This is a genomic window from Sphingomonas sp. LR60 (assembly GCF_036855935.1).
Lineage (GTDB): Bacteria > Pseudomonadota > Alphaproteobacteria > Sphingomonadales > Sphingomonadaceae > Sphingomonas.
In genome coordinates this window covers 3341497-3365408 of record NZ_JASPFK010000001.1, presented here as the reverse complement: position 1 = coordinate 3365408, position 23912 = coordinate 3341497, and the positions used below count along the sequence as shown (strand labels likewise).

Here is a 23912-nt window from a genome sequence, read left to right as displayed (position 1 = left end):
TCACAAGCTTGCAGCCGAACTGAATTAGACGAGCCTCGTCAGGCCAATTGGCCGAAAGGGGATCGTTATCATGTCGAATGCTTCGCGGACGCGGCTGCGTCTGCTTACCGGAATTGCCGCACTGACGCTGCCGTTCGCTGCGCACGCCGAAACGCCTGCCGCCGCCGATCCCGCGCCCGCCTCGCCCGAGGCGACGGATACGCAGGGGCTGACCGAGGTCGTCGTCACCGCGACCCGTCGCGAAACGAACTTGCAGAAAACCCCGATCGCCATCTCGGTCATCGATCCGGTCATCATCAAGGATCGTCACATCCAAAGCCTGCTCGATCTGGGTGATGGCGCGATCCCGTCGCTGCGCGTCGCCACTTTCGAGGCGCGCCAGTCCGCTCTCACCATCGGCATCCGCGGCATCGTACCGTTCGACCAGAACCAGACCGCGCGGGACACCGGCGTCGGCGTCTATGTCGACGGCGTGTATCTCGGCCGCTCGCAAGGGCTGAACGCCGCCCTGTTCGACGTGGCTCGGATCGAAGTGCTGCGTGGGCCGCAGGGCACGCTGTTCGGCCGCAACACCGAAGGTGGCGCGCTGTCGATCGTCACCGCCGCGCCGACCGGCAAGTTCGATGGCACGCTGACCGCGGGCTATGGCAATTACGGCGCGTACACCGGTCAGTTCCACGTCAACATGCCCGAGTTCGCGAACATCTCGCTGAAGTTCGACGGCGTCGCGCAGCATCAGGACGCGACCGTCAGCAACCCGCTGCCGGGCAGCTACGGCTGGAACTATTACAATCGCGTCGGCGGGCGCGCGACCGCGCTGTGGAAGCCGGCCCCGGGCCTGTCGGTGACCGTCGCCTACGATCAGGCGAAGGACGAGAATACGCCGTTCTACAGCCAGTTGGTCAATTACAACCCGACGAACCTGCCTGTCGCGACGCTGACGCAGCTTGCCAATAACAAGGGCAAGGCGCCGTCGGGCACGATCGCACCGCTGCCGGCGCTCGTCGTCGTCTCGGGCGACCGGCGCATAACGCGGGCCGACATCGGCGTGCCGCAGCAGCTCAGCACCGATCGCACCCATGGCGTGTCCTCGACGATCAAGTGGGAGGTCGCACCCTCGATCGAGTTGCGCTCGATCACCGCGTGGCGCGGCGTCGATACCGATCAATGGGACAATTCGGGCGGAGCGCACCGCACGGTCTTCTCGCCGAACGGCAAGTTCAGCCGCTATAGCCTGTCGTGGATGACGCAGCGCCAATTCAGCCAGGAATTCCAGGCGGTCGGCAGCATTCCGCAGCTCGATTACACCGCGGGCCTGTATTACTTCCAGGAACATGCGCGGGAATCGGCTGGGACGCCGAGCACCAACCAGTGGAACGCCGACGGCACCGCCTACACGATCCTGCCTCCTCTCGTGAGCGGCACGATCACCAGTGACAATCAGGGTTGGGCGGTCGGATCGCGTTTCCTGCAGCGCGCCAGCGCAGCCACCGCGCATAGCTATGCCGCCTTCGCGCAGGCAACGTTTACCCCGGACGCGTTCGCGGCGTTCCACCTGACCGTCGGTGGTCGCTACACCAAGGACAAGCGCGACGGCACGCTGTTCACGGTGGTGAACAAGCCGACCAACTTCAAATTCCTGTTCGATCGCAGCCGCTTCGATCCGATGGTCACCGCCGCGTTCGATGCGGCCGACACGGTGCACCTCTACGCCAAATACGCGACAGGTTATCGTGCGGGTGGCGCCAACGATCGTTCGCAGACCTTCGCGTCGTTCGGACCGGAAGTGGTGAAGTCGTATGAGGTCGGGTCGAAGATGGACCTGTTCGACCGCCATGTTCGGTTGAATCTCGCCGGCTACATCATGGATCGCACCGGGACGCAGATCGACTTCGATAACGTCGATACCGTCACGAGCAGCCCGACGTTCAACCTCCACACCGAGGAAACGCGCAATGCGCCGGGCAAGTCGAAGATCCGCGGCATCGAGGCCGATCTGACGATCAACCCGGTCGATGGTCTGACCCTCGGTGGCTCGTATGCCTATACCTACACCGACGTGCCGGCGACCGCGAACCCGTTCCTGGGCAATGCGCTGACCAAGGTGTTCGTGGTGTTTACCCCGCGCAACGCCGCGTCGGCATCGCTCGATTACGAGCTGCCGGTCGCGATCGGTGAGGCGAAGGCGCGCTTCCACATCGACGCGAACTATTCGGACTCGATGTACAGCTTCCAGAACGAGCCGACGAAGACAGACGCCAGCTTCATCGTCAACGGGCGTCTGGCACTGGCCGATCTGCCGCTCAACGATGCGGGGACGAAGGTGACGCTGTCATTGTGGACGCGCAATCTGTTCGACGAAACGCACATCTACCGTCGTTCGGCCGCCAACGCGAAAACGCTCGGCGATTACGCCAACTTCAACCCGCCGCGCACGATCGGGTTGGAAGGTGCAGTCAAGTTCTGACGCGCAACTTTGCGGTTCTGCGACGCCCGTCCCGGCTTTGGCCGGGGCGGGCGTCGTTCGCTTCATCCGTTACACCTTGAGGATGATACCCCGGCGATCGAGCACGCGACCGAACCAGCAGCACAGGAATGTATAGGCGAGCGCACACAGCAACGATCCGACCGGGCCCGGGGCGATCGCCTGAAACCAGCTTTCACCGATCCAGCGGTATAGTCCGATGCCGGGCCGGACGTGGATCAATTCCATCGTCACCACGAGCAACTCGGAAAACAGGTAGATCGCGAGCGGATTGCGTCCGAGCATCGGGAGGAAGTCTCGCCCGACGCGCGCACCCCTGACTTCGACGACCCCGATCACTGCGCCGAGCAGGATCATGTCGAGCCCAACGGTCAGCAGCACGAACGAGCCGGTCCACAACTTCTTGGCGATCGGCAGGATCGGTGCGAGCAGCAGCGCAACCAAGACGAGTGCGATGCCGATCAACGCCATGCGCGTCACGGTCGTGGCATGTTTGCCCCAGCGCTGGATCGCCAGCCCGGCGAGATAGCCGGCAATGACATTGGCGGTGCCGGGCAGCGTGCCCAGCAAGCCTTCCGGATCGAAACCATGATCCTTGCGGTACAAATGCTCCGGTCCGATCAGCCGCAGGTCGAGCAGCGTGCCGGCATTGCGGTAGCGCCCGAACGCTTCGCCAGGCGCGCTGAACCCGACCAGGATCGCCCAATGCGTCGCAACGAGCGCGACCGCGGCGGCAAGCAGCCGTCGCGGTGACAAATAACGGGCGAGCAGCCCGGCCAGAAGATAGCATAGCGCGATCCTTTGCAGCACGCCGGTGACGCGCGTCTCTGCAAACGGCTTGACCGACCAGCTCCCGTCCGCGGCATGGGTGACGAACGGATACCAGTACATCAGGAAGCCGAGCAGGAAGATGAGCGCCGCCCGCTTGAAGATTCGCCGTAGGAACACGCCATTGGCCATCGGGCGCGTCAGAGCGAAGCTCATCGCGTTGCCGACCGCGAACAGGAATGACGGATAGACGAGATCGGCAAGCGTAAAGCCGATCCACGGCGCGTGGATCAATTGCGTGAACGGTTGCCCGGCACCAGCGGTGTTGACGACGATCATTAGGAAGATCGTCGCGCCGCGGAACATGTCGAGCGAGGCGAAACGCTCGGCGCGTGCCGCGACGGTCATGGACGTGCCACCTGCGCCATCAGCGCGCGCGCCGAGCCGACCCCATCGGCAGGTGCAACGGCGCGGTAGCTGCGGCCATCGCTGACCCAGCGATCTTCCCACGCGCGGAGCCGTTTCAAGAACGCGGCATCATCGACGGGGCGCTTCGCCAGCGCCGCAGCGCGTGCTTCCGCAAGGTACATGGTCCAGCGCGGCAGGTAGAAATCGGCGTAGAGCCCTGCCCAGGCCTTTGACGCATAATCGCCCAGATGCCCTGCGCCGCCCCAGATCGTCACCTGCGCCTTCGCGTCCTCTTCGAACCGGCGGCGCTCGGCGGGCGTGTCGCCATAGGCCCGAGCGTCGCCGATCCAGCTCGCAAGCGTCTCCTGCTGTCCGCCGATCAACCGGTCGATCGCCTGCGCGATATTCGTGATGCGCGCGGCTTCGCGGTCTCCGGCCGCGACATCGCCGCGCTGATAGGCCGCGACCGCCGCCTTGAGGTGGTCGTCGAGCGCGAGGCTCGCCTCGTGCCGGACAAGATCGACCAGATCGTAGCGGAACAGCGCGCTGTCGCCGTGTTGCGCGGCCAGCCGCAACAATGCGTCGATCCCGGCCCGCGCCTTGGCGCGATCACCAGGCGCGGCGGGGAAGGTCGGCGCGTCCGCCGCAGGACGCTTGAAGAACAGATGCGCACCCGCACGCTGGTTCCACCAGCGCGGCGTCCAATAGCGCACGTCATAGACGCCGGCCACCACGTCCTGCCACGCCGCGACGAGTGCTGCGTCGCTCGTCCCATAGCGTGCGCGCGTGTAGCGTGCGAGCCACGGCGCCAGCGCCATGTCGCCCGCCGGCCACGCCGCATCGAAGGCATAATCGTAGACCAGGCTGTTGTTGTGCAATCCTTCCGGGAACATCCCGAAGCCGCGCACCTGTCCGCGCGCCGGATCGGCGAGCAGCGCGGCGATATCGCGCCGGTAGAAGTCGGGCGCGCCATAAACCGGATTGCTGCCGCCGTAGTTGTGGACGTAGCCGTAGATCCAGTCCTTGCCATCGAAGCCGCTGGTCTGCTTCCAGATGCCCGGATAGCGATCGTTGCCGATATCGAGGATCAGCATCCGCCGATCGGGCACCTCGCGAAGGAAGGCGGCGATCGCGTCACGCGTCCAGAATTCCTTGTCGGCGCCGAACAGCCAGCCCTGCATCACCCAGGTCGCGCCCGGCTGCGCGTCCGCGATCGATGCGTAGAGACGCTTGCCGTATGCGGCGAGCCGCGCGTCGCGGACCGCACGCGGCAGCGCGGCGGCGCGAGTGGCGGCGGTGTTCGCGGTGCTGTCGCCGTAGCTGGCGTGCGCGGTGTCGCTGCCATCGTCGGCGATCGGCGGCACCATCTCGTTGAAGGCGTCGGCGAGATAATAGCGGCCGGCGCCATATTCCGCGGTGTAGAGCTTGATAAAGCGCGCAGCGAGCTTGGCGAACAGCGGATCGGACGGATCGAGCCAATAGGTGCCGGGGAAGCCTTCCCATTCGCGCATGCGATAGATGCGCGCTTCGGGATGCGCTTTGGCGAACGCTTCGGGCACGTAACCAGCGAAGGCGGGGAGGATCGGGGCCATGCCCAATCCGCGCATCCGGGCGAGGATGCGCTTTTGCAGTACGCGCTTCTTCTCGATCCAGTTAGGCGAGAGTGGCGCGCGATAATCCGCCATGTTGCCCATTCGCTCCCACGGCAGAAACGGCGCGCCAGCGAACAACTGGTCGACTTGCGCATCGCTCAGCCCCTGTTCGCGCCACAGGGCGCGCCAGATATATTCCTGTCCTTCCATGGCGAGCGGCATGTCGACGCCGTGCACCGCCATCAGGTCGATCTCGCGCTCCCAGCGCGCCCAATTCCACCACGGCGTCGTATAGCCGTAGGTGCAGGTGTTGAGATAGGCGCGGAAACCGAACGGCGACGTCACCCAGCCGCTATCCTTCGTCGTCAGTCCGGTCAGTGTGCCGACACGGCTGCCTTCCCATGATGCATGAAAGCGGCCCTGTTCGGTAAGTGCAGCGGTGACGCCGCGTACCGCCGCCACAGGTGAAGACGCGGTGACGGTGATGCGATCGCGCGCGGTCTGCACGCGATAGCGCGCGTCGGAAGCGGAGCTGAGCGTCACCGAAACGCGCGGGGCGGGAACACCGAGCCGCACAAGCGCCGCGCGCGCGTCGGCACTGGTCTGCGCCGACACTGGCGTCGCAAGCAGCAGCGCGGCAAGCAGCGGGGCCGCACGCCGTGCCATCACCCCACGCCCCCGCGCGGCGTCTTGAATCGAGATCGCCAAGTTATTCCCTCCCTCTCGGATAAGCGTCTGCACCGTCTGACGAGATCAGAGTCGAATGGCATCCGCGGCACGAATTGGTCTTCTCCGAAGAGCAATTTGTAATGTTCTGGTATTATTGCTCGCACGGGCTTTGGCGGAATGTCAATCGTGGTTCTGGCACCAGTGCCACGCCTACGGCACTCGCCCAGCAGTGGGTCGAGAAAGCGGTGCGACTGGTGAAGCGTACCGGCACCGTCGCTGGCAGGCGGCTTGCAGTGTCAATCGGCCAACGCCGACGGAAGATCGGCAACGCTTTCGAGTCGGCAGCGGCTCGCTTGAACCAGGATCGCAAACGAGAAATTGCCTGGGTCACGATCCCCCTTTTCAGGAGTTCCCCACCCTTGGCTCCGGTTTTCTGAGGTCGGTCCTCAATCACAACAGGGCAGCGCGGTCAGTTTGAAGCGTGTGGTACGGTCGTCGTCCAGCGTCACGTCGCCGCCGTGTGCGCGCGCGATGCGGCGGGCGATGGTGAGGCCGATCCCCGAACCATCGGGCTTGCTGGTGTGGAAGGGACGGAAGATCCGGGTGCGGGCGTCGGGCGCGACACCGGCGCCGCTGTCGCCGACCAGGATCGTCAGCGCCGTCGGCGTGTGCGTGATCGACAGCGTGACGCTACCATCCTTGCCTGCCGCCTCGGCGCCATTCTGGAGCAGGGCCCAGACCGCCTGCGTCAACTGGTCGCGATCCACGTCTGCTGTAGCCGCGTCCGAGATCGCGCAGGTCAGCGTCACCTCCGGGCCGAAGCGCACGGCGAACAACCGCGCGAGATCGTCGCCGAATTCCGGGAGAGACACCGGTCCGCGAACGGGGGCAGGGAGGCGAGCGAGATCGCGATAGCCGCGGGTGAACGCTTCCAGCCCCTCGATCCGGCGGGCGAGCGTCGCGAGAATTTCCGGCAGCGATGGGTGCCCCGCTGCCGCGGCGGTGATCGCGCTGTCGGCCAGCGATACGATCGGCGACAGGCCGTTGAGAAGCTCGTGCCCGAGGATGTCGATCATCTCGTCGGCAGCGCGATCCTGCGCAGCGCGCTCCTCCGCCTCGACGTCGATCAACGCCAGGAGCCGGTCGCCGCGCCGCCCCTCGACCGCGTCGATCCGCAGGCCGCGACTCTCGTGGCGCAGGGTGCGCGCGGTGGGATCGGCGAGCGCCGGCGGGACGGGCAGGATGCGCTCGTCAGTCGCGAACAACGTCCGGGCGGCGCGATTGATCGCGCGCGCGTCGCCCGCATCGACCCGCACCAGCGGCACAGGGATCTGATCGAGCAGGAGGCGGACAGACAAGGGGTCGAGCGGTTCCGCGGGTATCGCGTCCTTCGCGGGTGGGCGGTGCATCGCTGCCCATCCGCTTGCCGCCACGATCCACATCACGACCAGCAGTGCCCCCGCGGTCGAGGCCCATAGCCCCGCCTGCCACGCCAACACCAGCAACCCGCCGCCGATCGCCAGTCCCAGCCCCGATGCGATCGTCGTGAAGCTGCGCCCCTCAAAGGCCATGGCGCGCCATGCGGCGGTAAAGCGCGCCGCGGCTCAGCCCCAGAGCGGTGGCAGCGTGCGAGACGTTGTGGCGATGTTCACGCAAGGCCGCCTCTATCATCGCGCGCTCGTTCTCGTCGAGGTCGAAGCGCGCCGCAGGTGCGGGAAGCGCGGTCGGGGCAGACGTAGCGACGAGATCGCTGGCGTGGATCGTGTCGCCCTCGCCAAGCAGCACCGCGCGCTCGATCGCGGCAGCGAGGCCGCGCACCTCGTCGGGCCAATCGGCGGTACGGAGCGCGGTTTCTGCGGCCGGGGAGAGGCGCACGCCCGACCGTCGGTAGCGCTCAGCGGCGAGGCGGAGAAAGTGTCGCGCGAGAATTAGCACGTCGTCGCCGCGCGCGGTGAGCGGCGGGACCGCAATTTCGACCGTGGCGATGCGCCGGGCGAGCGCAGGCGCGATCGCAGCGGGACGGTCAGCGATCGCGATGCAGCGCGCCGCACCGGGCAACAAGTGACGCAGGCGGTCCTGCTCGACCTCGCCGAGCCGGTCGGGATGACGCAGCAGCAGCGCGCCGCGCGCCGTGGCAATCTCCGACCATGACGCCGCGTCGCGCAGGTCGACAATCGTCAGCGGCTCGGCGGCTTGCGGCGAGGCGGCGTGGAGCGCGGCGGCGACGAGGCTGCGCCCGCTTCCCGAGGGACCGCTCACCACGATCCCTGCGGGTGTCGGGCCGATGCGCGCAATCAGGGAGCGGACGCGGGCGATCGCGTCGCTTTCGCCGATCAGGCGAGCCGGCTGGTCTGTCATCGCCACCGACGCGAGCGTCGGGGCCGGACCGGTCTGCCGCGCAACCCGCTCCAGCGTGGCGATGAGGTCGGCATTGCGCCACGGCTTCATCACGAAGTCGCTGGCACCCGCACGCATCGCCGCTACCGCGATCCTGATGCCGCTATGTGCCGTGATGACCACGATGCGCGCGGCGGGATCCTCGGCGTGGAGGCGCGCGAGAAGCGCCAGCCCCTCCGCGCCGTCGGTCTTGCCCGGCGAATAATTGAGGTCGAGCAGGATCGCGTCGAACCGCTGCGACGCCAGCAGCGACAACGCCGCCTCCGGCCCCTCGGCGTGCGCGAGCCGGTGCTCCGCGAGCCGCATCGCCACCCCGAGCGATTCGGCGACATGGCGGTTGTCGTCGACGAGCAGGATCGAGAGCCCGCTTGACGCGTCGCTCGGGTGTCCATTCCCGAACACCGTGTCCGCATTCGGACGGACACTATCCGCGTCCTTTGAAGAAAATCCTGCGTTCATAGTGACTTAGGGTTTTTCTCGATCTGCGCGACACTGCGGCCATGATGACCGAACAGAAGATGGGCGCAAGTGCCCCGTCCGGCACGGGCTCCGGTGCTGCAATGGACCGGCGCGTGGCGCAGAAGCCGAAGCGGTGGTGGCGGCAGCGCGGCGTGCTGATCGTGGTGGCGATCGCGCTCGTCGCCGTGGCGGCGTGGTGGATGCTGCCGGCGGCCGGATCGACCGACATCTCGGCCCGGGACGTAGACACCGGCGAGGTCACGCGCGCCGCGTTCGACGATTATCTTCCGGTGCGCGCCACCGTCGCTCCTCGGCTGGCCACTTTGGTCGGCGTCCTGTCGGGTGGGCAGGTGGAGAAACTGCTGGCGCAGGACGGCGCGATGGTGGTGGAGGGGCAGCCGCTCGCGATGCTGGCCAATCCGACGCTCAAACTGGACGTGCTGACGCGCGAGGCGCAGATCGCGAGCCAGCTCGGCGGCATCGCCAGCGAAGGCATGGGGATCGAGCGCAACCGGCTCGACCGCGCGGCGCAGGTGTCGCAGGCCGAATATGACCTCATCAAGGCGCGCCGCGACCTCGGCATTCGCCAGCAGCTTCACGACAAGGGGTTCCTTTCAGACGCAGGAGTGAAGAGCTTCGAGGAGGAAGCGGCCTATCAGGAGCGGCGTCTGGCGCAGCTCCGCAATGGGCGCGCCACTGAGGCCCGCATCACCTCGACGCAATCGGCGCGGCTGGATGAGACGCAGAGCCGGCTCGCAGGCAATCTGAGCGCGGTGCGCGCCGGGCTGTCGACGCTGACGGTCCGTGCGCCTGCAGGCGGGCGGCTCACCAACTTTACGCTGCAGCCCGGCCAGACGCTGAAGCCTGGCGATCCGGCCGGGCAGGTCGACAGCGAAGGCTCATGGAAGCTTGAAGCGGACGTCGACGAATTCTTCCTCGGCCGCGTCGCGGTCGGGCAGAAGGCCAAGACAGCAGACGGCGTCTTGATGACCGTCTCCAAGGTGCTGCCGGCGGTGAAGGAAGGCCGCTTCCGCGTCGAACTGACTTTCGACCGTGCGCCGCCCGCGGGGCTCAACCGCGGCCAAACGCTCGACCTGCGCATCACGCTCGGCGCAGCGAGCAACGCAGTCGTGGCGCCGGTCGGCGGCTGGCTGGAGTCGGGGGCGGCAATTCGGCCTTCGTTCTCGACGCGGACGGCGCGCATGCCCGCCGCCGCGCGGTCAGGACCGGCCGCCGCAATCCCGAACAGGTGGAAATCGTGTCCGGCCTCAATCCCGGCGAGCGCATCGTCACCAGCAACACCTCGTCCGTGAAGGGCGACATCCTGAACATTCGATAGGGGAGCCAAGCACATGATCCGCATGGAGAACATCCAGCGCCACTATGTCTCCGACGAGGTCGAGACCATCGCGCTGGCCGACATCGACCTGCACGTCGCACGCGGCGAGTTCCTCGCCATCATGGGCCCTTCCGGCTGCGGCAAGTCGACCCTGCTCAATACGTTGGGCACCGTCGATCGGCCGAGCGCCGGCCGCTATCTGTTCGGCGACCAGGACCTCGCTACCCTGGACGAAAAGGCCCTCGCCCGGTTTCGCGGCACGACGCTGGGCTTCGTGTTCCAGAGCTTCAACCTGATCGATGAGCTGACGATCGAGGAGAATGTCGCGCTCGGCCTCGCCTATCGCAGCGATGTGTCGGATCGGCGTACGCGCGTCGCGGCGGCGATGGACAAGGTCGGCATCGCGCATCGCGCCCGCCACTTCCCGCATCAATTGTCCGGCGGTCAGCAGCAGCGTGCCGCCATCGCTCGCGCGATCGTCGGCGAGCCGAAGCTGATCCTCGCGGACGAGCCGACCGGCAACCTCGACCTCGCCAATGGGGAGCAGGTGATGAACATCCTCACCGGCCTGAACGACGCCGGCACGACGATCGTGATGGTCACGCACTCGCCCAGCCACGCCGACATGGCGAAGCGCCGCATCGACATGCTCGACGGCCGCATCGTCGCCTCCGCCGCGCGCGCGATCTGAAGGGAGCCCGTCCGATGAACGCCTCCGCCTTCACCTCCTTCTACCGCGCGCTGGTGCGGCACCGGCTCTACGCCGCGTTCAACATTGGCGGCCTTGCCGTCGGAATCGCGGTGTTCCTCGTGCTCGGGCTTTACGTGCGGTTCGAGACCAGCTTCGAGAAATGGCTGCCCGGCCACGACAAGGTCTATGTCGTGCAAACGGTATGGACCATCCCGGAGAGCCCGGCGAACGGCCCCTATCCCTGGACGATGGGCGGATTGCTCGACGAGATGCGACAGGATTTTCCCGGCATCCTCGGCGTCCAGATCAATGGCGGCGACAAGGGAGGTGCGATCCTCGCCAACGGCCGCGCGACAACGGTGGATGCGGCGCAGGTCGACCCAAGTTTCTTCAAGGTGATGCCGCTGCCGCTGGTTTCTGGCGATCATGCGTCCGCGTTGGCGCAGCCGGGGAACGCCGCAATCGATGAAACGACCGCGCGCGCCTATTTCGGCGATCGCGATCCGATCGGGCAGACGCTGGTGCTGTCGATGGACAAGGTTCGCACCTATCGCGTCAGCGCCGTGTTTCGTGACCTGCCCAAGAACAGCGACTTCAAGCTGTCGGTGCTGGTGCCGCTCACCCGCGACATGGCCAACAAATATTGGCATCACTGGGGCAGCGCGTCGCTGCGCACCCTGGTTCGCTTCGACACACCGTCCGCTGCGCGCGCATTCGAGGGTAAGCTGCCCGCCTTCGTCGACCGTCGGGGCAAGGAGTTGGCGGATCCGGGAACCAAGCCATCGGACACCCAGCAACTCAAGCTGCTGCCGCTGACCGATCTGCACCTGACGCCAGAGGGCAGCGATGGCGGGAGCCGCAAGCTGACCGTCGTCACATTGGGGTTGGTCGGTGTGCTGACGCTGCTGATCGCGGTGGTCAATTACGTCAATCTCGCCACCGCCCGTGCCGGGCTGCGCGCCCGCGAAGTGGCGATGCGCAAGGTGCTCGGCGCAGACCGTGGCGCACTGGTGCGACAATTCCTCGGCGAGGCGGTGCTGACCGTGGCGATCGCCGCGCTCGTCGGGCTGATCCTCGCGGAACTGGGGCTGCCACTGGTCAATGCCGCGGGCGGCCTGTCGCTGACGATCCCCTACGGCGTGATCGTCCCGGCGCTGGCAGTGCTCGCCATCGTTGTCGGCGTGCTGGCAGGGGTCTATCCCGCGCTGATGCTGGCGCGCTTTCCTGCCGCGGCGGTTCTGGCCTCGTCACGCTCACCCGGCGGTGGACGGGCGGGCACCCGCGTTCGCGAGTTGCTGGTGATCGGGCAATTCGGACTCGCCATCGCCTTCATGATCGGCACGGCGGTGCTGGTCGCGCAGACGCGGCACGTCCGTTCCACAGACCTCGGCTTCCAGCGCGCTTCGCTGCTCGTGATGACCTCATTGTCTGACCCGGCCGTGCCCGTCGATCGCAAGAACACGATCATCGCCGCGATCCGCGCCTTGCCGCAGGTGACGGACGCCACCATCGCCAACGCCGCGGTCGGAGGCAGCGGGGAGAGCAACAACACCAACATGCCGCTGCCCGGCGTGGCCGGGCCGGGACCGTCGCTCACCTGGGTTCAGGTCGGCCCGCGCTTCTTCGAAACGCATGGCACGCGGTTGCTCGCCGGCCGCTGGTTCGACGACGCACATGGCGGCGACGACACGACCGGTCGCAAAGGCACGGATGGCACGAACATCGTCATCAATCGCCGGGCGTTGTCCGCGCTGCGGTTCAGGACGCCGCAGGAGGCGATCGGCAAGACGCTGGGCGGCGATCGGCCGCGCACCATCGTCGGCGTGGTCGATGACATGCGCTTCGACACGCCGCGCAACCCGATCGCGCCCACTTACTACATCTACACGCGCAAGCCGGAGACGATCGGCACGTCGGTTGCGACGATCCGCGTCGCCGGCGATCCACGCAGCGCGGTCAAGAACGTGGCGGACCTTTGGCAGCGTATGGTGCCGCAGGTGCCGCTGGCACTCAAAACCGCCGATCAACGCCTCGCCGATTTCTACGAAGCTGACGATCGCGCCACTCACCTCTTCGCGATCGGTGCGGGGCTGGCGGTGCTGATCGGGTGCGTCGGCTTGTGGGGACTTGCCTCCTTCAACACCGCGCGCCGGACGAAGGAGATCGGTATCCGCAAGACGCTGGGCGCGTCGTCGGGGGACATCGTCAAGCTTCTGGTCGGGCAATTCCTGCGTCCGGTGCTGATCGCCAACCTCGTCGCCTGGCCGCTCGCCTATTTCGCGATGCGGACGTGGCTGGCGGGGTTCAGTGATGCCGTGACGCTCTCGCCGGTCTACTTCCTCGCGGCGAGCGCTTTGGCGATCGTCATCGCGGTGTTGACCGTGCTCGGCCAGTCGCTGCGCGCCAGCCGTGCGGCACCCGCCTGGGCGTTGCGCCATGACTAAGCGCGTGCTGCTACTGACCGCGGCGCTGACGCTGGCCGCCCCGGCCTCGGGCGAAACGCTGCGCGAGGCGCTGGCGGAGGCGTGGGCGAGCAATCCCGCGCTCGCCGCGGCCCGTGCGCGGCAGGAGGCGCTGGCGGAAGCCCCCGAACAGGCGCGTGCCGCCGGTCGCCTCACCGCCGCAGCGACGGGGGTGCGGGGTATGACGACCTCGGCTATGGCCGAGCCGCGACGGGCGCCGTGGCGGCGAAGCTGCCGATCTGGACGGGCGGACGCGTCCCCTCGGCGGTGCGCGCCGCCAGCGGTGACGTCGCGGCGGGGCGCGAGCGGCTGCGGGATACGGAACAGGCGGTGCTGGAACAGGTGGTGGAGGTCTATGCCGCCCTGCTTTTCAACCAGCAGTCGGTGCAGGTCGCGCGCGTCGGGATCGAGCGGCTCGACCAGCAGGTCGAGGAGGCGCGCGCGCGCTTCGGGCTGGGGCAGTCGACGCTGACCGACGTGGCGCAGCTGGAGGCGCAGCGCGCGAGCGTCGCCGCGAACCTCGCGGATGCCGAAGGCGCACTGGCGACCACCCAAGCCGGCTATCGCGCGATCGTCGGGCGCGCGGCGGGCACGCTGACGGCGCCTGCGGACGGCACCGGGCCGGACCTGCCGCGCACGCTCAGCGACGCGCGCGGCGCGGCGGCGGAGAACAATCCCTTGCTGCTGGCGCAGCGTCGCACGCTCGGTGCCAGTGCGGCGCGGATCGATGCCGCGCGAGCGGAAGGGGCGCCCGCGCTGGACGCCTCTGGCGGGTACGGGCGCGGAACGCGGATTGGCGATACGCGCGGCGGTTTCCCGTTGGCGGGCAATGCCGGGTTGACGCTGCGCATCCCGCTGCTGACCGGCGGCTTCGTCGGATCGCGCGTGAGGGAGGCGCGGGCGAACTGGCGTGCGGACCGCTTCGCCGTCGATGCCGCCACGCGCGAGGCGGAGCGCGGGACGGATGCCGCCTGGGCAGCGCTGATCGCTGCCCGAACGCGGTTGGACGCGGGGGTCGCCGGGCTGAAGGCCGCTGACCTCGCGCTTCGCGGCGTGCGCGCAGAATATGGCTTCGGCCTGCGCTCGACGGTGGACATCCTGATCGCGGATCAGAGCTATCGCGGTGCGCAGCTTGATGTGGCGCGCGCGCGGGCCGACGTGTTGGTCGCGCAGGCCGGCATGTTGCGGGCAATCGGCGGGCTCACCCTTGCCGCCTATCGCTGACTGGTGGAGCGCGATCCTCTCGACGGTGGGGGCGGGTTAAGCGGGCGCGCGGCCTTGCGCAGTGGCGGCACCGACGTCACCCGGAGTCGGGCTACGATGAAGGCATGTCCGGTTCCGGGAAGCTACTCGACGCGTCTGGAGCGACTTCAAGGCAACACTCGTGCTGCGATCAGCGCAGAATGGTTAAGAAAAGCTTGAGCTTTCATGACGGTGTCGCAATCAGGCGCGACGGGCTGCGGCACTGCCGGCCTGAAGGGGATGATGATAGTGAACGCCAAGTCCATGCTGCTACGGGGTACGTATGCAGCCGCCATCGTCACTGCCTCGGCACTCCTGACGACGCCGCTCACCGTAGAGGCTCAAGCGGTCCCGACGCAGACCGACGGCACGGCGTCCGCGACAGCCGCAGCGCAGACGAACTCGGATGCCGCGACGACTATCGCCGAGGAAGTCACCGGCTCCGACATCATCGTCACCGGGTCCGCCCGGCGCCAACGTCGCTTCGACGTGTCCTATGCCGTCAACTCGCTCGGCCAGGACGACGTGAAGCGGCTTGCACCGCTCAACTTCGCCGACCTGCTCGGCAAATTGCCCGGTATCCAGGTCGAGGCGACCGGCGGTGAGGTGCAGAACGTCACCCGCATCCGCGGCATCCCAACCGACGATGGCTATGCCGTGTTCCAGCAGGATGGGCTGCCGCTCTTCCACGACATCAACGGCAACTTCTTTCGCGGCGACAGCCTCAATCGCTACGACCTCATGACCGAGCGGGTCGAGGTGGTGCGTGGTGGCCCCGCGCCGATCTTCGCCAGCCAGGCGGCAGCGATCGTCAACAACATCACCGTCACCGGCTCCGACACGCCGCGCGGCAAGGTGCAGATGACGGTCGGGACCACCGATCTCTACCGGCTCGACGCGATGCAATCCGGTCCGCTGGGCGAGCGCACCTATTATGCGATCGGCGGGTTCCTGCGTCGTGACGGCGGACAGCGCGACAACGGCTTTCCGAACGATCGCGGCGGGCAGATCCGCGCCAACATCAAGCATGACCTCGACAACGGATCGGTGCGGTTGAGCGTCAATTACCTCAACGACCATAACACTTTCTACCTGCCGATCCCGGTCGCCGATCCGCGCAACCCGTCGGTGTCGCTCGATCCATTCATCGACTTCTTCCACGGTACGCTCAACTCGCCTGCCTTCCGCGGCGTGACGCTGAAGTATCGCGATGCGGCGGGCGTGACGCAGAGCGAAACGCGCGATCTCGCCGATGGCCGCCATATGGAATATGGCAACATCGGGCTGCAATATGATGCGGAGTTCAGCGGTTGGCAGCTTGCGGTTCGTGCGGGCTATACGAAGGGGCGGTTGAACTTCGACGCGCTTTATTCGACGTCGAACCCTGTGGATGCCACCACCTTCGCCAACGGCTTCCGCGCCGCCGCCAACACTGCTTTCGGCACGACCGCTACTCCGGTCGCCAGGCTGGGCTATGCTCTTTCGGGCAGCAACGGCGCTACCGCTTACGACCCTTATGGCGCCTCGGGCCTGGTGGTGCAGGCGCAATATCGCGGTGTCGGCTCCAGCTTCTATTCGGGTCAGGGCGACGTCAGCGTAACGCGTAAGTTCGAAACCGGAATTGGGACGCATGATCTGCGCATCGGCGGCTACGCCTCGGCGTACGGGCTGACCAACAAGGCGGTTTATCAAGACTATCTGATGGAGGTGCGCGGTCAGCCACGGACGCTGGATCTCGTCGCCTATGACGCCAACAACAACGTGCTCGGCTATGTCACCGACAAAGGCGTGCTGCGCTACGGCACCACACTTAACCAAGGCGATGTCGATTCGACCGTCTACTCGCTCTACGCCAACGATACCTGGGAGGTGGTTTCCGGCCTGCGCGTCGACGGAGGTATCCGGCATGAATGGTATCACATCGATGGCTATGGCCTGACGACCGCCACCAACGGCGTCAATCTGGGCGACCCGACGACGCTGGCCGACAACGCTGTCCGTACGTTCGACGGCGGGCGGCAGTCGCGCAAGGACAATCCGACCGCCACCAACTGGACGCTCGGCGTCAATTATGACGTAAGCGACCACTTCGGTGGCTATGTCCGCGCATCGCACCTCGAAGTGCCGCCGCAATCGTCCAGCTATTACAATATCAACCCGGTGCTGGTGAAAACGCAGGCCGACCAATATGAGGCCGGGCTGAAGGCGTCGTTCGGGCGCAATTACCTGTATCTCACCGGCTTCTACACGAAGTTCGATCCCTTCAATGCCTCGTTCGTGGCGTTCAATCCCGCGACGGGTCGCAACGACCAGGCGGTGCCGTTCATTGGTCAGGCCGAGGTCAAGGGCGTCGAAGTCGATGGTACGCTCGCACCAGTGCGGTGGTTCTTCGTGTCAGGGTCCTTCACTTACCAAGACCCACAGTACAAGAATCTGCAGAACAGCTCCGGCGCCGATCCGTCGGCGGTGAACGGCAATCAGATCATCCGCGAACCCAAGGTGTTCGGCAACGTCCGTCCGACCTTCTCGTTCGATGCTGGCGGCGATCAGGTCGAGATCTATGGCCGTTACGAGTATATCGGTCGGCGCTATGTCGACTTGCTTAATCGCACCGGACTGCCCTCATACAACACCTTTGGGCTGGGCGGAACATTGACCCATAACGGCTTCCAGTTCCAAGTGGTTGGCGACAACATCTTCAACAACAAGGGGCTGACCGAGGGCAATCCGCGGACCGACCAGCTCGACGGGCAGACCTCGCGCGATGCGATCTACGGTCGCCCGATCTTCGGTCGCAGCGTGCGCTTCATCGTGAGCAAGGCGTGGTGAAGCCAAGGGTCGGCGCGATCGGAGCAGCGCTGCTGCTCCTGGCCGCATCGACTGCTGCTGCGCCGGCCCGTGACGTTCATCTCGCGAAACTGGCAACGCGCTTGTTCCCCCACCTGCGCGCCTTGCCAACGAACCCTGATCGACAGCGCCGCCTTGACGCCTGCGCCGGACGCGCGCCGTGTCTGGTCGAAGCGGCGATCTGGCGTGATGGCGAGCGCGAGCGCCTGGCAAGCCGCGCGCCGAATGAAGCAGACGATATCCGTCGCGAAATCGATGGTCTGAACGAGGTTCTGCGCGTCTACGGGGTAGGCAAGCTGCCGCGCTATCCGCTGGTCGACGGCTCCGACGAGCCGTTCGGTAGTCCCGCGTTCGCTGCGAGAGTTGCCGACGCGGTGATGCTGGCCGACGTTCAACGCAATGATCCGGCGGTCGCCGGCGATTACAGCCTGTCACTGGCGCTTGCGCTGCTGGATGCCAACGACAAGGACGGCGCGGTGGCGTTCGAGCCGCTCGATCAGCGGTTCAATGCGGCATCGCTGGCGAAAGCCCGAAATTTGGATTGGTCGCATTTTCGCTATTCGGCCATCGTTGCGCTCGGAGTTGGCCCCGACGACCTGGTCACGCCGCTGAGCGCTCGTGGGAAGGTCAACGTACGGCTTGCAGCGGAACGCTTTGCGCAAGGCGTGGCACCCTTCATCATCGTGAGCGGCAGCGCGGTTCACCCACGCGACACCCGGCATGTCGAGGCGCTCGAAATGCAGCGGGCGCTGATCGAACGCTTTGCGGTTCCGCCGGAGGCGATCGTCGTTGAGCCTTACGCGCGGCATACGACCACCAATCTCCGCAACGCTACCCGGCGGCTATTCGCTCTGGGCGCTCCGCTCTCGCGAGACGTGCTGGTCGTCAGCAATGTCAGCCACATCGACGCCATCGTCAGCCCGGCATTTACCACGCGAAATCAGGCCGAGCTCGGATACCAACCCGGTACGATCACGCAGAGACCATCGCCCAACGAAGCCGTCTTCCGTCCCGATATCGCGTCACTGCGCAACGATCCCATGGACCCTCTGGACCCCTGACGTGCCTGGCGGGAAAAGCAATCAAGCCAAACGCCTCTGCTGGTAGGCAGCCAATCGTCAGCTAGGGTGATCGCATACCTCGTGCGCACGAGGCAGTCTCGCCATTGCGCTACTTCAACTCCTCTCCCGTCGCTAGTGGTCGAACTGGACCCGCGTTGCCGGTGCCAAGAATGGCATCGCGATCGGAAGAAGCCGAGACCGGCACCATGAACAGCGGCGGCCTGCAGGCGATCGTGAACGATATCCAAGCGGGCAAGATCACCACCGCTGCCGGCTCGGCCGGGACTAAAGCGCTGCTCGGCGCGCGCATCTTGAGAAGGCGCTCGCTGGGGTCCGTGGGCTCAGCGCCACGCCGCACTCCTCGTTTAGGCCAGCAGGAAACCGCGGCTGGTCCGGTTGAACATCTGCATCGCCATCATCTCCGATCGGGCCGACAGCCGGGGGACGAGGCGACGTGCCTCGACCGGGTCGGCCGTACCGAGCGAGATGCTTATCGGATGGTTGACGACGCTCCGCCGGTAGAGGCGGCGGCGGTAGTAATAGCGAGCGCCACGCCAGCAGAGATAGGTGATCGAGGCCATGTCCCATGTATCGTCCGGTCGCCGGCACGGGCTTCGATAGCGGGCGGACGACTGCGGCGTGTGCGCAGCTTGGTGCTACAGCCAGGTGTCGCGCGAGGCGCGGCCGGACGCCGGAATGGCGGATTTATGTGGGTTCAGCGCGAATGTGGAGCGGGTGAAGGGAATCGAACCCTCGTCGTAAGCTTGGGAAGCTTCTGCTCTACCATTGAGCTACACCCGCGTGTCGCTTCCGTTGCCATGGGGCATTGGCGGCGTCAACGCGATTCGGCGCGGTAGCCTAGCACAAAGGCGATCACGGTTGCCGCCGGCATCTCGCATGGGCGCAGCGCGACGCGTCCACCGGCAAGTCGATAGAGGTTGAAGCTCACCCGCGCCGCGCCGCCGAGTTCCTCGTCGTAGAGCCAAACCCGCCGCCGATCGCTGCTCTCGGTCAGCGTGACGCCCCAGCGGCGCGCATCGCACACGCCCTCGCCATAGCCCGGCGACCAACCCTCGAGCGCATCGAGGAAGGCCGCCGGGGGCGTGTCGTCAATCGAGGTCGCTGTTCCCGTGTCCATGGCCGACCGTTACCTTGGCGCCGGTGTCTGCGCCGCGGCCGCTGGTCGTTTCCCACCAATAGGGCAGGCGCTTGCGGGTGCCGGTCGTCACCTCGTTGAGCGTCGCGGCGTCGTAGAGCCGGCCGCCGAGCATCACGCGGCTGATCTTGTCGCTGTTGCGGATGTCGGCGGTCGGATCGGCGTCGAGCACGACCAGATCGGCGAGCTTGCCCGCTTCGAGCGACCCGACATCCTTCTGATAGCCGAGCGAGGTCGCGGAGGCGATCGTGCCGGCGCGCAACGCCTCGATCGGGGTCATCCCGCCGCGCACGAAGCTCCACAATTCCCAATGAGCGCCGAGCCCCGGCTGCTGGCCGTGGGCGCCGATCGCGACATGGATGCCCCGGTCGGCGAGCTTCTTGGCCTCGCGCGCCGTCGCGCCGTCGACATAATCCTCCTCCGGCGCGATCGAACGACGCGCGTTCTGTGCGGCGAGCAAAGCGGGTGGCGCGTGGCGGGTCAGCAGCGGGTGCCGCCACACGTCGCTGTGCGCGCGCCAATACGGGTCGCCCGCCGGTCCGCCATAAGCGACGACCAGCGTCGGGGTGTAGCCGACCGTCGTCTGCGCCCACAGGCTGAGCACGTCATTGTAGAAACGTTCGAGCGGGACGTTGTGCTCGACGGTCGAATTGCCGTCCTGCACCAGGGACATGTCGAGCGTGTAGAGCGAGCCGCCCTCCGGCACGACCTCCATTCCCTCGGCCTGCGCCGCGGCGACGACCATCTGCCGCTGTTCGCGACGCGGCTGGTTGTAGTTCTTTACGCTGTGTGCGCCCTGCGCCTTGAGCCGGCGGACGATCGACAGCGCATCGTCATAGCTGTCGATCTGCGCATAGACGTCGGGGCTCTTGGCGCCGTAGATTACCTCGCCGGTCGAGAAGGTGCGCGGCGCGAGCACCAGCCCGGCGGCTTGCATCTCAGCGGCGGGGAAGATCTCGGCCGAGCGCGACGACGGATCGTGGACGGTGGTCGTGCCGAGCGCGAGATTGGCCATTGCAGACCAATTCTGTTGCGGCACCAGCTCCTCGTCGCCCTGCGGTCCATGCGCGTGTGCATCGACCAGCCCGGGGATGATCGTCTTGCCGGAGACATCCACGGTGGTCGCGCCCGCGGGGACCTGCACGGAGGCACGCGGCCCGACCGCAACGATGCGATCGCCGCGGATCAGCACCGTGGCATCGTCGATGATGCAGCCATCGGCGCCGGCCATCGTCACGACGCGTGCGCCGGTGAGCGCGACCGTACCGGTCGGCTTGGCGGCGGCGACGTCCATCGACAGCGACACGCCGGTGCGCGGCGCGTCAAATTTCGCAGCGTCCTCTGCGGCCGGTGCCGCGCGGAACAGCGCGGCGGTGTCGGCGGAGTAGAGCGTCGGGCCGGCGCTCCAGTGGATACGCTTGCCGTCCTCTGACCAATTGATGAAGTCGGCGCCGTCCGCGCTTACCCGCGTCACCGGCAGTGCGCCGGACTTGGCGTCGACCTCGACCGCTTGCGTGCCGGGCATCAGCGGCATGACGAACGCTTCGTAATTCTGGCGGAAGGCGACGTAGTCGCCGGCCGGCGAGATCTGGAAGTCGTTGACCAACTCGCCCGCCGCATGGACGCGGCGGTTCTCGCCCGACAGATCGGTGCTGACCAGTTGGCGCTTGTTCCCCTCGTTGACGATCAGGAACACGCGATCGTTGGCAGTGCCGAACTGCGGCGCGGAGGCGTCCTTCGCGACGCGGACCGGCGCACCGCCGGTCGCGGCGACGCGGTAGACGCCGCTGCCGGGATTGCCGCGCGCGGCGGTCAGCTCACCGCCTTCACCCTGTTCGAAGACGATGGTCTTGCCGTCGGGCGAGAAGCGCGGACGGCGATAATGGCCGGCGACGGTCGTCACCGACTTGGCCGCGCCACCGCTCGCCGCGACAGTGCGAACCTGCCCGAGCCCAGTGTCGGTCCAGCCGGTGAAGACGATCGTGCGCCCGTCGCGCGACCAGCTCGGCCACAGCTCCAGCTCGTCGGTCGCGCGCGTCAGCCGCTTCGGGGCGCCGCCTGCCAGCGGCTTGATCCAGAGTTTGCCGAGTGTTTCGAACACCACCTGCTTGCCATCGGGCGAGACCGTCGCCCAGCGTGTGGCCTTGGTCATGAAGCGTGCGAGCGCGACCTCGACCTGCGGGTGGCTGGCTTCGGCGATCACGCGCGTGTCGTCGACCCGGAACGGGATCACGCTCGCGGTGCCGCCGTCGATGCCGACGCGGCGCAGCTTGCCGCCCGACCAGAAGACGATCGCCTTGTCGTCGGGTGTCCAGCTCATGTTCGGATAGACGCCGGTCACCGCCCAGGTTTCCTGCACGTCGCGGTCGAGCGGGCCGTAGACGATCCGCTCGACGCCGCTGGCCAAGTCCTTCACCCACAATTTGGTGACATTGTCGTCGCGGCGGACGAACGCGATCATCTTGCCGCCTCGCGACGGCGTCGGCCGCACCGAGCCGCCGACGCCGCTGACCGCGGTCGTCACCTCGCCGGAGTCGATGTCGTACCGTTCGATGTCGAACAGGTCGGTGCGCGAGTTCTGCGCATATTCGAAGATCGGGCCCGACGAGACGTTGCGCGTGTAATAGATGCTCTTGCCATCGGGGGCGTAGATCGGCTCGCCCAGTTCCTTTTGCAGCACTTCGCTGGCGCGCTTGACCAGCTGCACCCCGCCCCCGCCCGAGACATGGTAGAGCCACACCTCACCGGTGCCGAGCGAGCGGCCGGTGGTGAAATGCTTCTTCGCGGCGATGAAGCGTCCGTCCGGGCTCCACGTCGGCTGGTTGAGCAGGCGGAAGTCTTCCTTCGTCACCTGGCGCTTGTCGCTGCCGTCGACGTTCATCACCCAGATGTTGTCGCCCCCGCCGCGGTCGGAGGTGAAGGCGATCCGGCGACCGTCGGGCGAGAAGCGCGGTTGATGCTCGAACGCCAGCCCTTCGGCGATGCGGGTCGGCGTGCCGCCTGCGATCGGCATCGTGTAGATGTCGCCGAGCAGGTCAAAGGCGATCGTCCGCCCGTCCGGCGCCACGTCGACGTTCATCCAGCTGCCTTCGTCGGTCGTCATCCGCACCTGCTTGGTACGCAGCCCGCGCGGCGCGTTGACGTCCCACTTCGCAGGCTTGGCGTCCTTCGCGCCGGATGCGGTGGTTGCCGGCGCAGGGGGCGGCAGGGTGCCGGCGGTGGTCGGCGTCGGCGCAGTCGCCTCGTTCTCCGGCACCTGGGTCTGTTCGACGGGCTTGTCCTGCGCGGCGAGAGGCGCGGCGGACAGGCACAAGGCGACGGCGGTCATAGCGCGGAAGGTCACGTGTAGAGATTTCCCCTGATTGCAGTGCCATCGTGCCGCGATCCGTGCGGCGCGTCACGCGCCAATCGCAGCGCCCGCCTTAATGATGCGAAAGTGATCGTCGGCCTAAAGTGGATCAGCGCTATATCCCTGCGACCCTGTCTAGGATGCGCAAAGATTTTTCGGGAACATCGTGTGTCTGGACGCCTGCCTTTCCATCGTTTCGAAGAATTCATTCGCTTGTCCCAAGAGGATCAGGAACGCGTACGGGCGCTTGGCGAGACGCCGGTGTCGCTGCCGCGTCATGCGGTGTTGCATCGTGAGGGTGAGGCGCCGCGCTACATCTATCTGCTGGTCAGCGGCTGGGTAGGCGCGTCGGTGCTGCTGCACGGCGGCGAACGCCAGATGGTCAAGTTCCACCTGCCCGGCGACATGCTGGGCACGCCAAGCATGTGCCTCGCGCAGGCAGCCGATACGCTGACGGCGCTGACCGCGGTGACGATCAGCCGCGTGCCGCTGGAAGCGTTCGGCGCGCTGTTCGCGTCCTCGTCGCGCTTTGCCGCCGCGATGTTCCTGAGCGCGCAGCGCGAGCGGGTGGCGTTGATGGACCGGCTGGCCGCCGTCGGGCGCACCCCTGCGATCGCACGTGTCGCCGCGCTGCTGCTTGATGTCGGGGAGCGATTGCACGCGCTCGGCGCGGCCAGTGAGGAGGGCTTCGACATGCCGCTGACGCAGGAACAGATCGGCGACCATCTCGGGTTGACCGCGGTGCACGTGAACCGCGTGTTCCGCCAGTTGGCCGAAAGCGGGCTGGTCTCGCGCGACCGCCACCGCGTCGTGCTGCTCGACGCGCCGCGGCTGCGAGCGATGTCGGCGCGGCAGCCGCGGGTGATGACGCGCGACGTCGCATGGTTGCTGAGCAGCGAGGATGCATGAGCTGCCGTAGTTAACCGCTTGTTCGTCAACGCTGTATAACGGGCTGTCCTCGATCGGAACGATGGGACGGGCACAGGC

The 23912-nt window shown here is 66.7% G+C and carries 15 protein-coding genes and 1 tRNA gene; 8 read left to right on the top strand and 8 right to left on the bottom strand.

All coding sequences use genetic code 11. From position 1 onward, the window contains the following. Positions 1-70: 70 nt before the first annotated feature. The gene (locus QP166_RS16000) at positions 71-2467 is read left to right on the top strand and encodes a TonB-dependent receptor (protein ID WP_333916803.1); all 2397 of its coding nucleotides are present in this window, start codon (positions 71-73) and stop codon (positions 2465-2467) included. Positions 2468-2536: 69 nt separating this feature from the next. Here the strand turns inward: QP166_RS16000 and QP166_RS15995 are convergent, their stop codons facing one another. The 4 genes from QP166_RS15995 to QP166_RS15980 form a co-directional block, all read right to left on the bottom strand. Beyond that, positions 2537-3661, bottom strand: coding sequence for an acyltransferase family protein (locus QP166_RS15995; protein WP_333916802.1), 1125 nt, complete (start codon positions 3659-3661; stop codon positions 2537-2539). Next, positions 3658-5919: an alpha-N-acetylglucosaminidase gene (locus QP166_RS15990; protein ID WP_333916801.1), complete on the bottom strand. Its 2262-nt coding sequence runs from the start codon at positions 5917-5919 to the stop codon at positions 3658-3660. The genes QP166_RS15995 and QP166_RS15990 overlap by 4 nt, the downstream gene beginning before the upstream one ends. 449 nt (positions 5920-6368) lie before the next feature. Then, positions 6369-7493 (bottom strand): sensor histidine kinase, encoded by a 1125-nt coding sequence (locus QP166_RS15985; protein ID WP_333916800.1) that lies wholly within the window; start codon positions 7491-7493, stop codon positions 6369-6371. Then, entirely contained in the window at positions 7483-8721 is a 1239-nt protein-coding gene (locus QP166_RS15980) for a sigma-54-dependent transcriptional regulator (protein ID WP_333916799.1), read from the bottom strand. The genes QP166_RS15985 and QP166_RS15980 overlap by 11 nt, the downstream gene beginning before the upstream one ends. Before the next feature lie 101 nt (positions 8722-8822). Here QP166_RS15980 and QP166_RS15975 point away from each other — a divergent pair, with 101 nt between their 5' ends. The 6 genes from QP166_RS15975 to QP166_RS15950 all read left to right on the top strand — a co-directional run bounded on the left by QP166_RS15975 (position 8823) and on the right by QP166_RS15950 (position 18420). Continuing rightward, on the top strand, positions 8823-10091 hold the full coding sequence (locus QP166_RS15975) for an HlyD family secretion protein (protein WP_333916798.1): 1269 nt from the start codon (positions 8823-8825) through the stop codon (positions 10089-10091). A 39-nt stretch (positions 10092-10130) separates the two neighbouring features. Continuing rightward, positions 10131-10808, top strand: coding sequence for an ABC transporter ATP-binding protein (locus tag QP166_RS15970; protein WP_056638405.1), 678 nt, complete (start codon positions 10131-10133; stop codon positions 10806-10808). A 14-nt stretch (positions 10809-10822) separates the two neighbouring features. After that, positions 10823-13252 (top strand): ABC transporter permease, encoded by a 2430-nt coding sequence (locus QP166_RS15965; protein WP_333916797.1) that lies wholly within the window; start codon positions 10823-10825, stop codon positions 13250-13252. Between the two features lie 237 nt (positions 13253-13489). Next, positions 13490-14494, top strand: a complete 1005-nt coding sequence (locus QP166_RS15960) for a TolC family protein (RefSeq protein WP_333916796.1) — start codon at positions 13490-13492, stop codon at positions 14492-14494. A 261-nt stretch (positions 14495-14755) separates the two neighbouring features. After that, on the top strand, positions 14756-17341 hold the full coding sequence (locus tag QP166_RS15955) for a TonB-dependent receptor (protein WP_443027257.1): 2586 nt from the start codon (positions 14756-14758) through the stop codon (positions 17339-17341). Beyond that, entirely contained in the window at positions 17335-18420 is a 1086-nt protein-coding gene (locus tag QP166_RS15950) for a YdcF family protein (protein WP_333916794.1), read from the top strand. Before QP166_RS15955 ends, QP166_RS15950 begins: the two co-directional genes overlap by 7 nt. A gap of 365 nt (positions 18421-18785) precedes the next feature. On the opposite strand, the gene QP166_RS15945 is transcribed toward QP166_RS15950, so the two are convergent. From QP166_RS15945 to QP166_RS15930, 4 genes are all read right to left on the bottom strand, one after another. Further along, on the bottom strand, positions 18786-19001 hold the full coding sequence (locus tag QP166_RS15945; RefSeq protein ID WP_333916793.1) for a hypothetical protein: 216 nt from the start codon (positions 18999-19001) through the stop codon (positions 18786-18788). A gap of 146 nt (positions 19002-19147) precedes the next feature. Then, positions 19148-19221, bottom strand: a tRNA-Gly gene (locus tag QP166_RS15940). A 34-nt stretch (positions 19222-19255) separates the two neighbouring features. Then, positions 19256-19558, bottom strand: a complete 303-nt coding sequence (locus QP166_RS15935; protein ID WP_333916792.1) for a hypothetical protein — start codon at positions 19556-19558, stop codon at positions 19256-19258. Next, positions 19530-22904: an amidohydrolase family protein gene (locus QP166_RS15930; protein ID WP_333917366.1), complete on the bottom strand. Its 3375-nt coding sequence runs from the start codon at positions 22902-22904 to the stop codon at positions 19530-19532. The genes QP166_RS15935 and QP166_RS15930 overlap by 29 nt, the downstream gene beginning before the upstream one ends. Positions 22905-23138: 234 nt before the next feature. Here QP166_RS15930 and QP166_RS15925 point away from each other — a divergent pair, with 234 nt between their 5' ends. After that, positions 23139-23834 (top strand): Crp/Fnr family transcriptional regulator, encoded by a 696-nt coding sequence (locus QP166_RS15925; RefSeq protein WP_333916791.1) that lies wholly within the window; start codon positions 23139-23141, stop codon positions 23832-23834. Positions 23835-23912: the final 78 nt, after the last annotated feature.

Excerpts from the sequence above, each read along its gene's own strand:
- QP166_RS15970 (WP_056638405.1), top strand. The coding sequence starts at position 10,131 with ATGATCCGCATGGAGAACATCCAGCGCCACTATGTCTCCGACGAGGTC.
- QP166_RS15935 (WP_333916792.1), bottom strand. The coding sequence starts at position 19,558 with ATGGACACGGGAACAGCGACCTCGATTGACGACACGCCCCCGGCGGCC.
- QP166_RS15975 (WP_333916798.1), top strand. The coding sequence starts at position 8,823 with ATGACCGAACAGAAGATGGGCGCAAGTGCCCCGTCCGGCACGGGCTCC.
- QP166_RS15965 (WP_333916797.1), top strand. The coding sequence starts at position 10,823 with ATGAACGCCTCCGCCTTCACCTCCTTCTACCGCGCGCTGGTGCGGCAC.
- QP166_RS15990 (WP_333916801.1), bottom strand. The coding sequence starts at position 5,919 with ATGGCACGGCGTGCGGCCCCGCTGCTTGCCGCGCTGCTGCTTGCGACG.
- QP166_RS16000 (WP_333916803.1), top strand. The coding sequence starts at position 71 with ATGTCGAATGCTTCGCGGACGCGGCTGCGTCTGCTTACCGGAATTGCC.
- QP166_RS15930 (WP_333917366.1), bottom strand. The coding sequence starts at position 22,904 with ATGACCGCCGTCGCCTTGTGCCTGTCCGCCGCGCCTCTCGCCGCGCAG.
- QP166_RS15955 (WP_443027257.1), top strand. The coding sequence starts at position 14,756 with ATGATAGTGAACGCCAAGTCCATGCTGCTACGGGGTACGTATGCAGCC.
- QP166_RS15985 (WP_333916800.1), bottom strand. The coding sequence starts at position 7,493 with ATGGCCTTTGAGGGGCGCAGCTTCACGACGATCGCATCGGGGCTGGGA.
- QP166_RS15945 (WP_333916793.1), bottom strand. The coding sequence starts at position 19,001 with ATGGCCTCGATCACCTATCTCTGCTGGCGTGGCGCTCGCTATTACTAC.
- QP166_RS15995 (WP_333916802.1), bottom strand. The coding sequence starts at position 3,661 with ATGACCGTCGCGGCACGCGCCGAGCGTTTCGCCTCGCTCGACATGTTC.